We start from the raw sequence: 13,550 nt of genomic DNA on the forward strand, positions 1-13,550 counted from the left end.
GGATTCTTGTTCTTGTGCGGAATCAGCTGGTCCAGCCGCCGTCGATCACATGGATCCCGCCGGTGGTGAAAGCGGACTCGTCTGAGGCCAGATAGACCGCGAGCGCTGCCAGCTCCCCCGGTCGGCCAAAGCGGCCCATCGCCTGCCTTGCCGTGAATTCCGCATAGGCTTTCTCGAAATCGCCGGTATCGCGCAGGCGCTGGAGCAACGAGGGCGTTTCCACCGTGCCGGGGCAGATCGCATTGCAGCGGATGCCCTGAGTGACGAAGTCCACCGCGACCGATTTGGTCAGCCCGATCACCGCCGCCTTGGTAGTCGAATAGGCGAAGCGGTTGGGCACGGCCTTCACGCTGGATGCCACCGACGACATGTTGATGATAGAGCCCCGCCCGAGCGCGATCATCTGCGGCAGCACGGCCCGGATCATGCGGTATTGCGCCGTGACATTGAGCGCGTTGGAAAAGGCCCAGGCCTCCTCGTCGCAGTCGAGAATGGTGCCGGGATGGACGAAGCCCGCACAGTTGAACAGCACGTCGATGTCGGGGTGCGCCGCCGCAGCAGCCTTCACGGCATCGGCATCGGTCACGTCGAGCACCAGCGTTTCCGCGCCCTCGAAGTCCGCCAGCACATCGGCGCGGATGTCCGTCGCGATCACCCGCGCGCCTTCGCGCAGGAACGCTTCGGCACTGGCGCGGCCGATACCCTGTCCGGCCGCCGTCACCAGTGCAGTCTTACCAGCAAGACGCCCCATACCCTCTCCATCACCACATAATACGTATGATGAATTAAGCGCATGGGGCGCATGCTGTCAATCAGTCTATCGCGACGAACTCCTGCCGCTGCGTGCCCAGCTTCTCGATACCCAGGGTCACCACGTCACCCGCCTTGAGGTACCAGGGTTCCGGCTTCTGGCCGAGGCCGACGCCCGGCGGGGTGCCGGTGGTGATGACGTCGCCGGGAAGCAGCGTCATGAACTGGCTGAGGTAGGACACGATCTGGGCGACGGTGAAGATCATCGTCGAGGAACTGCCGTCCTGCACGCGCTTGCCATTGACCTCCAGCCACATGCCCAGCGCCTGCGGATCGCCCACTTCATCAGCCGTGACCAGCCAGGGTCCGATCGGCCCGAAGCCGGGGAAGCCCTTGCCCTTGTCCCAGGTGGCGCCGCGCTCCTGCTGCCACTCACGCTCCGACACGTCGTTGACGACGCAGTAACCCGCGACATGATCGAGCGCCGAAGCTTCGTCCACATTGTAGGCCTCGGTGCCGATGATCACACCGAGTTCGACTTCCCAATCGGTCTTTCGCGAGGCGCGCGGGATCGTCACCGGATCGTTCGGCCCCTGGATGCAGCTCACCCACTTGTTGAAGACCACCGGTTCCTCGGGGGTCGGCAGGTTGGATTCGGCGGCGTGGTCGGCATAGTTGAGGCCGATGGCGACGAACTGGCGCGTCCCGCCCACGCAAGGGCCATAGCGCACCGGGCCTTCGATCAGCGGCAGCGAAGCCAGGTCGATCTGGGCAAGGCGCGACAAGGCGTCCGACGAAATCGCCCCGGAATCGATGTCTCCCACATGGCCGGAAAGGTCGCGGATGCCGCCCTCGGCATCGATCATCGCTGGGCGCTCGTTTCCGGCTTCGCCGACGCGGCAGAGTTTCATTCTTGGCATCCTTTCGTCTTGATTTGTCAGGGCGGCATGGACAGCCGCATCGCATGTTGTATGATGTCGTATGTTTATTCAGGGCGCAAGGCCGGAAGGCAAGGGAGAGGACATGACCGCCGCGTTTCGGACGACCCGCTGCAGAGCCGCGGCGCGCCGTCGGCCCTATCCGGGGCGGCGCCGGTGACGCGTCCGCGCATTCTCGATTCGCATCAGCACTTCTGGCGCATTTCCGCGCCGGAATGTAGCTGGCCCGATGCCGACTGGCCACTGTTGAACCGCGATTTCCTTCCGCCCGACCTGGCCGCGGCCACCACGGGTGTCGATCTTGCGGGCACGGTGCTCGTCCAGTCCCAGCCCGACGACCGCGATACGGACTGGCTCTTCGCCCTTGCCGCCGAACAGCCCATGGTGCTGGGCATCGTCGCCTGGGCCGCGCTTGACGCGCCCTGCGCGCCGGAGCGCATCGCCGCGCTGGCCGGGCGCCCCAAATGCGTGGGCCTGCGCCCGATGCTCCAGGCCATGGCCGACAGCGAATGGCTCCTGCGACACGAACTGCACCCCGCAATCAAGGCCATGGCCGAGCAGGGCCTGCGCTTCGATGCCCTCGTCGAGCCGCGGCACTTGCCCGCCCTCGCCCGCTTCGCAGAGGCCTGGCCGCAGATTCCCATCGTCATAGACCACGCCGGCAAGCCCGGCGCGGCCGCCCTTGCCATGGACCCCTGGCGCGCGGACCTTGCCGCCCTCGCCCGGCTGCCGAACGTGTGGTGCAAACTTTCGGGTCTGCGCACGCAGCAGGCAAAGGGGCAGGACGCCGCCGCGCTGGCGCCTTATGCCGCGCATGTGTTCGAATGCTTCGGCGCGCGCACCATGTGGGGCAGCGACTGGCCCGTGCTCCTGCACATGGGCGACAGCTATGCCGACTGGATCGACGATACCCTGATGCTGGTGGGCGATCTTGGCGCGGCCGACCGGCAACGCCTGTTCGAAGGCGCGGCACGTCAATTCTACGGACTGGAGTAAGCATGGCGACGCAATCGTTCCCGGCACCGCTGAGCTTCGGCTCGGCCGCGATCGGCAACCTCTATCGCCCGGTCCCCGACGCGGAGGCCTTCGCGGTGATCGAGGCTGCCTGGGCGGCGGGCCTGCGCTATTTCGACACTGCGCCGCACTACGGCTTCGGGCTGAGCGAAAAACGGCTAGGCGAAGCGCTGGCCACGCTGGACCCGGCCGGCGAAGCCGTCATCTCCACGAAAGTCGGCCGCCGCCTGGATCCGGCCCCCCTTGCCGATCTCACCGCCCTACGTCAGGGTTTCGTCTCGCCCGAGCCTTTCGAAAGCGTGTTCGACTACGGCTACGACGCCGTCCTGCGCTCGCACGAGGCCAGCCTGAAACGCCTGCGACGCGATCGCGTGGACATCCTGCTGGCACACGACATCGGCAGCTATGCCCATGGCGCCGACCATGCCGAAAGGATGCGGCAGTTCCTGGGCGGAGGCCTGCGCGCCATGCAGGAACTGCGCGACGGCGGCGCGGTGGTCGCGATCGGCCTCGGCGTGAACGAAACGGCGGTCTGCGAGGAAGTCCTGGACCACGCCGATCTCGACGTCATCCTGCTGGCCGGGCGCTATACCCTGCTGGAGCAATCGCCGCTCGATCGCCTGTTTCCCTTATGCGCCGCGCGCGGAGTGCGCATCGTCGCCGGGGCGCCCTTCAACTCCGGCATTCTCGCGCGCGGGGTGCGGAATGGCCTGCCCGCGCCTTACGAATATGGCGCGCCCTCTGCCGATATCATCGCGCGGGTGGGCCGCATCGAAGACTTGTGCGCCGAATTCGGCATTCCGCTGGCGGCGGCGGCATTGCAGTTTCCGGTACGGCATCCGATCGTGGAGGCCGTGATTCCCGGCATCGCCACGAAGGCCGAACTGGGTGCCGCGCTGGCGTTGATGTCCACGCCGATCCCCGAGAGCTTCTGGAGCGCCCTTGCCCAAGCCGGGCTGGTCGACAGCCGCGCGCCTCAACCCGCCTGAGCCGAACCTTTCCGCACGGCCGTCAAACGATGGAACCGAACGCCTAGCCCGCCTCCACGCCTCGGCGCACCAATTCGAAACTGCGCGCCATATGCTCGGAAAAACCGTCCTCGGCGGGGTGGAAGGTCCACTGGCGGGACATGTCGCGGATCTCGCCGATTTCCGCCGCCACGCGGTCGATGGTCCAGTCTGGCCGGTAAACGCCCTCGGTCTCGGCGATGAAGGCGCGGGCCACGCGGCCACCCATCGAGACGTACATCTCGCCCGTCACCGAACAGCTTTCATGCGCCAGCCAGCCCACCACCGGGGCGACCAGTTCCGGGCCCATCGCGGGATATTGCGAGGTATCCAGCCCTTCGGCCATGCGCGTCACCGCGCCCGGCAGGATGATGTTCGATTTCACCCCGTGCGCCGCGCCCTCGATGGCGACGATGTTGTTCAGCCCGATCATGCCGGATTTGGACACGGCGTAGTTGACCACGCTCGGCATAGAATAGAGCCCACCGATCGACCCTGTGAGCACCACCCGGCCGTAGCCCTGCTTCACCATGCGCTCGAAAGCCGGGCGCACGACGTGGAAAGCACCCAGCAAGTGCACGTCCACCACGCTGCGGAAATCGTCGTAGCTGATCTCGTCGAGCATCGCGAAGCGGTTGTTGCCCGCATTGTGGATCACCACGTCGACCCGCCCGAAGGCATCCAGCGCGGCCTCGACAATGGCTTTGCCGCCCGGTTCCGTGGCCACGCTCTCGGTGCAGGCCACGGCCTCGCACCCCGCAGCGCGAAGGGCCTGTGCCGCCTCTTCGGCCGGGCCGGCATCCGATCCGGAGCCCGAGAGCGCGCTGCCGTTGTCGGCGACCACGATCCGCGCGCCCAGCCCGCCCAGCAGTTCGGCATAGGCACGGCCCAACCCGCGCGCGCCGCCGGTGATGACGGCCACTTTTCCATCGAAACGGCGTTCGCTCATGGCTTGCTCCAGGTGGTTTCGCCGGCGCTCCACAGCGGCGCCCCGCGCGTTTCGCGCAGCGAGGGGATCGTGCGGCCGTCCTTGTCCGTCACGCCATATTCGGCGGCGAGTTCGGCATTGATGAACGTCCCGCCCGACCGCGCCCGAACCTGCGGGTCCATTGCCAGCGCGGCGATCACCCGCCCCGGGAACTCGGGCGAGGAGCCGACCGCGCTGTTGAGCTGGCCGGCCATGCCGGGCACCGTCTTCAGGTTTTCCCTCGCCCGCTCGGTATACGTGAAGCCCTGCCAGAGCGAGACGGCACTGACGCCGGTATCGCGCAGCTCGTGCCCCATGTCGCGCATCATCCGGTCCGTGGCGGTCTTGGTGGTGCCGAACACGACATCGTAGGTATACGTCACGCCGACATAGCCGGAGAGCGCGGCGATCAGGCCGGAACCCTGCGGCACCATGATCCGCGCCGCATGCCAGGCGGCAATATAGGCGGCACGCATGCCGGTATCCCAGATTTCCCACGCATCCAGCGGCTTTTCCCAGAACCCGTCGCGGCGGGTCATGGCCTCCGGAATGGCCATGGCATTGTTGGCGAGGATATCGAGCCGCCCTTCGTCCCGGCGCACTTGCGCGAACAGTGCGGCGATCTGCGCGTCGTCCTTGAGATCGAGCGCGACGGCCACGCCCTTGCCGCCGCGTGCCTCCACCTCCGCCACCGTTTCCGCAAGCGTTCCCGGCAAGGGGTTCTGGCCCGCGCCCGTCGTCCTGCCCGTGACGTAGACGGTCGCGCCATGCTCCGCGAGCGCGCAGGCGATGCCCTTGCCGATTCCCCGCGTGGCCCCGGTCACGACCGCGACTTTCCCGACAAGTCCGTCGGAGATCCGGCCCACCTCGCTCACTTCCTTGCCGGATTGCTGGGCGCGCGGCGATTGACGAGCGGCCGCTGGTAGGACGGATCGTCCTTGTCGCGACTGGACACGCCGTTCAGCGCGATGCCCGGAACGTCCGAGAAGGGGACGGCCATAGGCGGCGGCATGGAACCCCATTCGATGACATTGGTGCGCAGCGCGATCCGCCAGACATCTCCCCGCCGCTCCAGCCGGTCGATGTAACGGCCGCCTGCGATCCACAGCAGCTCGCCGCGATTGCGACCGACGAACTGATAATAGGTTTCGGTATGGGCGGTGTCGCCGTCGAGATCGATGGTGGTCTGGAGCAGCGCGTGATGGGTGAGGATCTGCCCGGCCTCGTGCATCGGCACCGCCCAGTCCCAGCAATCCGCCGCCGACCCCACGAAAGGCCCGGCCGCCATCGTCGCATCGTCCCAGAACGCCGAGAGGTATATGTCCCGGTCGAACCGGTCCATCCCGCGCGAAAAGCGGGTCAGGCATTCGCGAATGTCCTGCTTGTCCAGCAGTTCGTCCAACCGCGCCGCGCGGTCTCGGGGGGTGTCACTTGCCACGGTAGTCTACCTCCGCAATGGGCTTCCATAGGGGCGAACCGCGCGAGGCGCGGGCGGATTGGATCACTTGGCCGTCCACGTCGGTCAGGCCGTATTCCTGCGCGAGTTCGGCCGTGACGAACTCTCCGCCGGAGCGCTTCATCACAGCGGGATCGGCGGCCAGCGCGGCGATCACCCGGCCCGGATGCTCCACGCTGCTGCCGTGCATCTGGGTGATCGAGGCGGTCATCTTGTCGCCCATCCTGGCTAGATTGTCCTGCGCCTTCTCGGTCAAGGTCAAGCCCTGCCAGAGCGTCAGCGAGGCGACGCCGTGCGGTTCCAGTTCGATCGCCATGTCGCGCGCCATGCGGTCCACCGCCGACTTGGACGTGCCGAAGATGACGCTGTACGTGTAAGTGACGGCCGCGAAGCCGGAAATCGCCACGATCAGCCCCGATTTCTGCGGCGCCATGATCCTGGCAGCGTGCCAGGCCGCGACGTAGTTGGAGCGCACGCCCACGTCCCACATCTCCAGGTTGGAGAGCGGTTTTTCCCAGAAGGCCTTGGGCTCCAACAGATCGTCCGAGAGCGTGAAGGCATTGTTGACGAGGATGTCGAGTCGTCCCTGCTCGGCGGCTATCCGCTCGAACAGCGCGGCCACGGCGGCATCGTCGCCATGATCGCAGGCAACCGCGATACCGCGTCCCCCGCTCTCCTTGCCGCGCGCGTCGCATTCGGCCGCCGTTCCGCCGACGGTGCCGGGCAGGTAGTAATCCCCCTCCCGCACGGTGCGCCCGGTGACGTAGACGGTCGCGCCCTGCTCGGCCAGGACCAGCGCAATGCCTTTGCCGATGCCGCGGCTGGCGCCGGTGACCAGCGCGACTTTGCCGGCCAGCGGCGCGCTCATGCCGTTTCTCCGGCGAACCAGCGTTCGCTGAAGTCGCCCTTGGCGCGGCCGGGGAAATGCTCGGCGGTGAAGGGATAGCCCATCACCCCCTTCGACCAATCGGCCGCCGCGCCCCAGTCCTGCTCCCAATCGTAGAGCATAACTCGATCAGCGATACGCCATTGCCCGTCGCGCTTCTCGAACGTGTCGAGGTAGCGACCGCCGATGCAGGTATCGCGATCTCCCTCCCCCATGTCGACGCGGTGGTAGGAGAAGACGTGGCTTTCGACGCGCGCGCTATCGCCGTCCAGTTCGATCTCCGACTGGCCGATCAGGTGCTGCGTATCCTTTATGGCATCGGCGCCGGGCACGACCCAGGCCAGATAGGCGTCGAAATCACCGGCATAGACGCCGTAATCGAACCGCGCCTCCGGCCACCAGCAGGAGCGGATCAGGTCCGCGCTGCGCCGGTCCTCACCGCGCGCAAGGCGGGCGACGCAATCGCGGATCGCCTCGCGGTCGAGCAGGGTCTGGATGTCTGGCGTCATTGGTCCTCTCCGTTTTCGGTGTCAGCCCGAATTCGTTCAAATTTCGATGCAGATCTTGCCCACCTGCTGGCCCGAACGCATGTGCGCAACGGCGTCTTCCAGGGCGTGAAGCGGGAACACCCGGTCGATCACCGGATGAATATCATGCGCCTCGATCGCGCGAACCATCTCGATCTGGTCGCGGTGGCTGCCGACCGTCACCGCCTGAAGGCAGAGGCGCTTGGCCTGGACCGCGGCGAAGGGCATCGTATCGACGTCGAACCCGGCCACCGCGCCGATGATCGCGATATGGCCGCCGGTCCGCGCCGCCTTGAAGCTTTGCGCCAGCGTGTTCGGTCCGCCCACCTCGATCACGTGCTCGACGCCGAGACCGCCGGTCAGTTCCAACACGGCGTCTCCCCAGTCCGGCGTGGCGATGCGGTCTATCACATGGTCCGCACCCAGTTCGCGCAGGCGCTCCTGCTTCTCCGGGGTCGAGCCGATGGCGATGACGGTGGCACCCGCCGCCCTGGCGAATTGCAGCGCGAACAGCGAAACGCCGCCGGTGCCCTGCACCAGCACATGCTGTCCCGGGCTGACGCGCCCGTCCGTGATTACTGCGCGCCATGCCGTCACGGCCGCGCAGGGCAGACATGCAGCTTCCACCAGCGAGAGATTGCCCGGCGCGCGCGTGAAGTGCGAGGCTGGACGCACCGCTTCCTCGCAAGCGAAGCCATTCGCGGGACCGCCCGGCGCATTGTCGAGTTCGGCGCGGTCGACATGGCCGTCGCGCCAATTGGGGTGGAAAGTGCTGATCACCCGGTCGCCCAGGGCAAACTGCGTCACGCCCGCAGCGACTTCCACCACTTCGCCCGCGCAGTCGGACAACGGGATCAGCCCCGGCGGCGAGGGAAACATGCCCCCGATCACCAGCCCGTCGCGAAAGTTCAGCGATGCGCCGTGCACGCGGACGCGTATCTCGCCCGGCCTCAGAGCCTCCGCTGCCGGCATCTCCACCAGTTCGAGCTGCCGTTCGCCGCTGGCGGGCGCAAGGCGCATGGCCTTCACCGGAACTTCGCGCCCAGCTGGATGCCGTAGGTCACCGGCGCGTTCCAGACCGAACCCGTCCCCAGCGTATTGAACAGCACCTGCGTGCGATAGCGCGTGTTGGTGACGTTATCGCCGAACACCGCCACGGTGTAGCGCTCCGACGGGTCGGTCCACTCCGCCCGCAGCGCCAGCACTTCGTAGCCCTTCTGCTTGAACTGCTGCTCGGGATCGAAATAGAAGCTGGAGGTGTAGTAGAGATTGCCCGACAGCGTCAGCCCGCCGCCCGCCAGATCGAGGCGATAGCTGGCACCGATATTGCCGGTGAAATCGGGCGCGCGCTGCATCTTGTAGCCGGAGGCATCGGTGGAGGTCTGCGTGATCGCGCCCGGTCCGAAACCGCCCAGAGCGGTGGGGATGCAGGCCATCGCATTGCTCAGGTCCGCAATCGCCGGATCGCAATAGCTGTAATAGGGCGCGTTGGTGAAGGACTTGTACCGCGCATGAGTCCAGGCCGCACCGCCCAGCAGCGAGAACGCATCGCTGACCTTGTAGCGAAGCTGCGCCTCCAGCCCGTAGATTTCCGAGGACGCGGCATTGCGGATCTGCGCCGCGCCATTCTGATAGCTGGAAACCTGCAGGTTCTTGTAATCGTAATAGAAGCCTGCAAGATCGGCGGAGAAGCGGCGATCGTCGTACTTGAAGCCCACTTCGAAAGCATCGATCTTCTCGGGCTTCACCGGCTGCTGCGAATAGCCGCCGACGTTCAGGATGCCCGCCTTGTAGCCCCGCGTCCACGATGCGTAGAGGCTCGATTCCTCGCTGGGCTTGTAACGGACCACCACGCGCGGCGTGAAGCTGTCGTTTTTCAGCCTGTTGACCGGGACGCGCACGCCCGCGCCGCCCGAATAGGGCACCGGCAGACCGTCCGGCCCGATGTAGGACGTGGTCGTCGCGTTGGTGACGAAGTAGGCATCGCCCACCGTGTCATGGCTGTACCGGCCGCCCAGCGTGAAGAACAGCTGGTCGCTCACCGCATATGTCGCGTCCAGGAATGCGGCGTAGGACTTGGTCGTCGTGCTCGATCCGCCGAACGGGCCATAGGGCGATCCGCCGAAGCTGGCGCCGATGTCCCAGGTGTCGCGGATCTGGAAGTAATTGAGGCCCGCCGTCCACTGCAATGGCGATCCCGCCTTCGAATTGACGAGGAATTCCTGGCTCCAGGTCTCGTCATTCACGCCAACGTAGATGTTGAAGAACGGCAGCGCCGTCGCGTCCAGATCGCCGTGATAGGGCGACAGATCCTTGCGGTACTGGGTGTAGGAGGTGAACTCCGCAAGGCCCAGATCGGCCTTCAGCGTTGCCTGAAGCGCGTCCGAATTGGTGCGGAAATCGACCGGGGTGTTGAGCAGGACTTGCCCCGGCTTGGTGGCATAAGTCGATGAGGGCGCATAGAAATAGACCAGCGGCAGCCCCTGGGAGCTGGACGCCCCGTAGATAGCCTGAGCGGCGGGCGAAACCTTGTCGAGGAAGCCCGCGCCGCCGCTCTTGTCGACATAGGCATTCACCAGCTGGGTGGTCGGATCGTCGGTTTCCGCATGGACCCAGCGCAGCAGCAGCGAGACGTCGTCGGTCAGATCGGCCTTCATGCCCACGCGCAGCGACCAGTTTTCGTACTTGCCGATATCATCGTCATCGGTGGCAAGGTCGGTGAAATAGCCGTCGCCGCGGCGATAGAGCCCCTCCACGTCGATCGCGACGCGGTCGCTGATGCCGAAGGTGGCATAGGCTTGCGCTTTCAGCGCATTGAAGCGGCCATAGCTGACCTTGGCCTCCGCGCCGGTATCCGTGCTGGGATCGGCCGTGGTCACCAGGATCGCGCCGCCCGTGGTGTTGCGGCCGAACAGCGTGCCCTGCGGTCCCTTCAGCACCTGGATATTGCGAACGTTGAGCAGGTCGAAGTCCGACATGTAGGTATTGGCCTGGAAGAACCCATCCACATAGATGCCGACATTGGGACCGCCGCCCGAAGTGGTTATGGCCGTGCCGACGCCGCGAATGGTGGGCTGCACCGCCGGTCCCTGGCTGTCGAAACGCAGGCCCGGCGTTACCCGCGCGGTATCGGAAAGCTGCTGGACATTGGCAGTCGCCAACTGCTCCGCCCCCAGCGAGGTGACGCTGATCGGCACGTCGCGCGACTGTTCGGCGCGGCGCTGCGCGGTGACGATGATCTCGGAGGAGGCGGCTGCCGGCTGCGACGCGGCCTGATCCTGCGCATGTCCGACTTGCGGAAACATCAGCAATGCCGCCATCAATCCATAAAACGATGCAGCGCCCGCGAAACGCGCTTCAGCCATGACACTCTCCCCTGTTGCGCCTGACCCCGTGATCGGATCTGGCACCCCCGCAGCCGACTCCGGCCGGACGCCAGAGCCTTGCCGGGCATTCCCGCGCCCGACTTGCTGGATCGGGACAATCCGTCCGGCGCGCGTTCCGACTTCGGCCAGGCGATGAAAAGCGGTGGAGGCACGCGAACGCTTGATCGAAACGCGCGGAGAAAGCATGCCTGAAAGGCGTGTCCCCCATCGTTCGAGGTTTGCGGATGGAAATGGAAGCAAGGCACCCGGCTCCTCAGGGCGGCAGGGCTTCGAACAGCGAAGCCGGCGGCCATCTGCTGGGCGCGCGCCTGCTGCGCCACTTTCCCGAACTCGTCCGCGAACTGGGCGGCCAGCCGCAGATCATGCTGGCCGAATCCGGGCTCGACGAAGCCGACTGCGAACGGGAAGGCGCCGCCTCTTACGAGCAGTGGATGGCCCTGGTGGACCGCGCCGCGCGGGAACTGGGTGCGGCCGACTTCGGCATGCGGCTCGCCCTGCGGCAGGGCGGCCGCGGCGTCTACGGCCGGCTCGGGACGCTCATGGCCCATGCCCGCACTTTCGGCGAAGCCACGACGCTGGCGGTGGTCCACAACAATGCCCACTCGCTTGCTGCCCGGGTCTGGAAAGCCGCGACGGCTTCCGGCGCCCATGTCTTCCTGGGGCACGACGTGCTGGTCGGCACCCTGCTGGGCCGCTGTCAGGCCGTGGAGCAACTCATGTTGCTGGGCCACCTCGGCGCCATGGTGCTCACCGGAGGCCGGGCGCGGGCGAGGGACGTGCATTTCCGGCACGGCAACCTGGCGACACTGCGCAGCTACCGCCGCTATTTCGGCTGCGAGGTGCGTTTCTGCCGCACCGAGGACGGCATAGCCTTCCGCGCCGCCGACATGGCCTTCCCCATCCATGACGCGGATGCCCACGCCCGCACCGAAGCCATCGCCCACTTGCGCTCGACCTTCCGGGATGTCCGTCCCTCGGTGAGCGCGCGGGTGCGCGGAATCGTCATGCAGTGGCTCAGCACCAACGAATGCACCAGCGAACGCGTCGCGCGGTTGCTGGCGCTTCACCCCCGCACGATGAACCGGCGCCTCCACGATGAAGGGACGAGTTTCCAGCGGATCAAGGACCAGGTCCGCTGCGATTACCTGGCCTATTACATCGGGCGAACAGACGTCGAATTGCAGGTCATTTCACGCCGGCTGGGCTTTGCCGAGCAATCCGCCCTGTCCCATTTCTCGCAGCAGATGCTGGGTTCCAGCCCCCGCGACTTGCGGGCGCGCGCCTTGCGGGAAAGCGCTCTGGCCAGACTGTAAATCCGGCCGGGCCATGATTGTCCGGATACGACAAGTCTGATCCGGGCCGGTGCAGCATCTCTCCTTTGCATAACGAACGGAGGATGCACCTTTGGCTGAAACGGCAGAAGACGCGATCATGGACATCAGCGACGTCGAATGGCGGCTGGGCCATCAGGTCGGCGGCGGCGAGCTTTGGGAGCCCTGCAACAAGACTGATATCCGCCGCTGGGTCATGGCGATGGACTACGTGAACCCGCTACACTGGGACCAGCGCTTCGCCCAGCAGAGCAAGTTCGGCGATCTCATTGCGCCGCAATCGATGCTGGTGGCGCTCGACTACGGCCATGGCAACAATCAGGCCTGCGTCGGACGCATCGAAGGCCAGCACATGATCTTCGGCGGCGAGGAATGGTGGTGGTACGGCACCAACGTGCGCCCCGGAGACCGGATTTCCCACGAGCGCATCTTCACGGGGTACAAGCTGACCGACACCCGCTTCGCCGGCCCCACCCTGTTCCAGCGCGGCGATACGATCCACCGCAACCAGCGCGGCGATCTCATTGCCAAGTCCTGCCCCACGGTCATCCGCTATCTTGCCAAGGAAGCGGAAAAGCGGGGAATGTACGCCTCCACCGCCGGCACCCCGCACAAGTGGACCCAGGCCGAACTTGCCGGGATCGACCAGGCGCGGCGCGATTGGTTCCTGTCCAACCGCGACGGTGTCTCCCCCCGGTTCGAGGCGGTCGCGGTGGGCGACAAGCTTCCGCGCCGCGTCATCGGCCCTCACTCGATCGCCAGCTTCACCACCGAATACCGCGCCTTCGTGTTCAACATCTGGGGCAGCTTCTACTGGCAGGGCATCGAAGGCGTGCCCGATTGCTGGGTCAATCAGGACATGGGCTGGATCGAGGGCTTCTCGTTCGACGAGGAAGGCGCCCTTGTCGACCCGCGCCTGCGCGACGGCCTCTACCTCGGCCCCTCGCGCGGCCATATCGACGACGGCCGCGCCAGCGAGATCGGCATGCACCGTGCCTATGGCTACGGCGCCACGATGGCCGCCTGGAACACCGATTACCTGGCCTTCTGGGCCGGCCACGACGGCATGGTCCGCCACGCCAAGAGCGAGTTCCGGGGCCCCGCCTTCGAAGGCGACGTAACCTGGATCGAGGGTGAGGTGATCGAGAAGATCGAGAATTCCGAGTGGGGTTTCCCCGTCGTGCGCATCGAGGTCCGCATGACCAATCAGGACGGGAAGGTCGTGGTGACTTCGGTCAACGAGGTGCAACTGCCACTCTGAATCGTCTCGATCAGATCAAAGCTGACG

The 13,550-nt window shown here is 66.1% G+C and carries 13 protein-coding genes; 4 read left to right on the top strand and 9 right to left on the bottom strand.

All coding sequences use genetic code 11. From position 1 onward, the window contains the following. Positions 1 to 22: 22 nt before the first annotated feature. Both EDF58_RS14860 and EDF58_RS14865 read right to left on the bottom strand, forming a co-directional pair. Positions 23 to 751 (bottom strand): SDR family oxidoreductase, encoded by a 729-nt coding sequence (locus EDF58_RS14860; protein ID WP_132266962.1) that lies wholly within the window; start codon positions 749 to 751, stop codon positions 23 to 25. A gap of 61 nt (positions 752 to 812) precedes the next feature. Next, the gene (locus EDF58_RS14865) at positions 813 to 1,661 is read right to left on the bottom strand and encodes a fumarylacetoacetate hydrolase family protein (RefSeq protein WP_132266963.1); all 849 of its coding nucleotides are present in this window, start codon (positions 1,659 to 1,661) and stop codon (positions 813 to 815) included. A 183-nt stretch (positions 1,662 to 1,844) separates the two neighbouring features. On the opposite strand from EDF58_RS14865, the gene EDF58_RS14870 reads away from it, so the two are divergent. Further along, positions 1,845 to 2,684, top strand: coding sequence for an amidohydrolase family protein (locus tag EDF58_RS14870; RefSeq protein WP_243654271.1), 840 nt, complete (start codon positions 1,845 to 1,847; stop codon positions 2,682 to 2,684). A 2-nt stretch (positions 2,685 to 2,686) separates the two neighbouring features. Next, entirely contained in the window at positions 2,687 to 3,691 is a 1,005-nt protein-coding gene (locus tag EDF58_RS14875; RefSeq protein WP_132266965.1) for an aldo/keto reductase, read from the top strand. A 43-nt stretch (positions 3,692 to 3,734) separates the two neighbouring features. On the opposite strand, the gene EDF58_RS14880 is transcribed toward EDF58_RS14875, so the two are convergent. From EDF58_RS14880 to EDF58_RS14910, 7 genes are read right to left on the bottom strand one after another with little or no spacing between them, the layout of a single operon-like run. Beyond that, positions 3,735 to 4,658: an SDR family NAD(P)-dependent oxidoreductase gene (locus EDF58_RS14880; protein ID WP_132266967.1), complete on the bottom strand. Its 924-nt coding sequence runs from the start codon at positions 4,656 to 4,658 to the stop codon at positions 3,735 to 3,737. Then, positions 4,655 to 5,542 carry an SDR family NAD(P)-dependent oxidoreductase gene (locus EDF58_RS14885; RefSeq protein ID WP_132266968.1) on the bottom strand — a complete coding sequence of 296 codons (888 nt, stop codon included), beginning with the start codon at positions 5,540 to 5,542 and terminating at the stop codon, positions 4,655 to 4,657. The genes EDF58_RS14880 and EDF58_RS14885 overlap by 4 nt, the downstream gene beginning before the upstream one ends. A gap of 5 nt (positions 5,543 to 5,547) precedes the next feature. Further along, positions 5,548 to 6,114, bottom strand: coding sequence for a nuclear transport factor 2 family protein (locus EDF58_RS14890; RefSeq protein WP_132266970.1), 567 nt, complete (start codon positions 6,112 to 6,114; stop codon positions 5,548 to 5,550). Next, entirely contained in the window at positions 6,104 to 7,000 is an 897-nt protein-coding gene (locus EDF58_RS14895; RefSeq protein ID WP_132266971.1) for an SDR family NAD(P)-dependent oxidoreductase, read from the bottom strand. Before EDF58_RS14895 ends, EDF58_RS14890 begins: the two co-directional genes overlap by 11 nt. Then, entirely contained in the window at positions 6,997 to 7,527 is a 531-nt protein-coding gene (locus EDF58_RS14900) for a nuclear transport factor 2 family protein (protein WP_132266973.1), read from the bottom strand. The genes EDF58_RS14895 and EDF58_RS14900 overlap by 4 nt, the downstream gene beginning before the upstream one ends. A 36-nt stretch (positions 7,528 to 7,563) precedes the next feature. Beyond that, complete coding sequence (locus tag EDF58_RS14905) at positions 7,564 to 8,565, bottom strand: NAD(P)-dependent alcohol dehydrogenase (protein ID WP_243654288.1); 1,002 nt, start codon at positions 8,563 to 8,565, stop codon at positions 7,564 to 7,566. Between the two features lie 5 nt (positions 8,566 to 8,570). Continuing rightward, positions 8,571 to 10,910: a TonB-dependent receptor gene (locus EDF58_RS14910; protein WP_243654272.1), complete on the bottom strand. Its 2,340-nt coding sequence runs from the start codon at positions 10,908 to 10,910 to the stop codon at positions 8,571 to 8,573. Positions 10,911 to 11,161: 251 nt separating this feature from the next. Here EDF58_RS14910 and EDF58_RS14915 point away from each other — a divergent pair, with 251 nt between their 5' ends. Together EDF58_RS14915 and EDF58_RS14920 are read left to right on the top strand one after the other, a co-directional pair. Then, positions 11,162 to 12,244 (top strand): AraC family transcriptional regulator ligand-binding domain-containing protein, encoded by a 1,083-nt coding sequence (locus EDF58_RS14915; RefSeq protein ID WP_165921428.1) that lies wholly within the window; start codon positions 11,162 to 11,164, stop codon positions 12,242 to 12,244. 91 nt (positions 12,245 to 12,335) lie between these two features. Beyond that, positions 12,336 to 13,523 carry a MaoC family dehydratase N-terminal domain-containing protein gene (locus tag EDF58_RS14920; protein WP_243654273.1) on the top strand — a complete coding sequence of 396 codons (1,188 nt, stop codon included), beginning with the start codon at positions 12,336 to 12,338 and terminating at the stop codon, positions 13,521 to 13,523. Positions 13,524 to 13,550 lie beyond the last annotated feature (27 nt).

This window comes from Novosphingobium sp. PhB57, assembly GCF_004342985.1.
Classification (GTDB): domain Bacteria; phylum Pseudomonadota; class Alphaproteobacteria; order Sphingomonadales; family Sphingomonadaceae; genus Novosphingobium.

Excerpts from the sequence above, each read along its gene's own strand:
- EDF58_RS14860 (WP_132266962.1), bottom strand. The coding sequence starts at position 751 with ATGGGGCGTCTTGCTGGTAAGACTGCACTGGTGACGGCGGCCGGACAG.
- EDF58_RS14865 (WP_132266963.1), bottom strand. The coding sequence starts at position 1,661 with ATGAAACTCTGCCGCGTCGGCGAAGCCGGAAACGAGCGCCCAGCGATG.
- EDF58_RS14875 (WP_132266965.1), top strand. The coding sequence starts at position 2,687 with ATGGCGACGCAATCGTTCCCGGCACCGCTGAGCTTCGGCTCGGCCGCG.
- EDF58_RS14880 (WP_132266967.1), bottom strand. The coding sequence starts at position 4,658 with ATGAGCGAACGCCGTTTCGATGGAAAAGTGGCCGTCATCACCGGCGGC.
- EDF58_RS14895 (WP_132266971.1), bottom strand. The coding sequence starts at position 7,000 with ATGAGCGCGCCGCTGGCCGGCAAAGTCGCGCTGGTCACCGGCGCCAGC.
- EDF58_RS14900 (WP_132266973.1), bottom strand. The coding sequence starts at position 7,527 with ATGACGCCAGACATCCAGACCCTGCTCGACCGCGAGGCGATCCGCGAT.
- EDF58_RS14905 (WP_243654288.1), bottom strand. The coding sequence starts at position 8,565 with ATGCGCCTTGCGCCCGCCAGCGGCGAACGGCAGCTCGAACTGGTGGAG.
- EDF58_RS14910 (WP_243654272.1), bottom strand. The coding sequence starts at position 10,910 with ATGGCTGAAGCGCGTTTCGCGGGCGCTGCATCGTTTTATGGATTGATG.
- EDF58_RS14915 (WP_165921428.1), top strand. The coding sequence starts at position 11,162 with ATGGAAGCAAGGCACCCGGCTCCTCAGGGCGGCAGGGCTTCGAACAGC.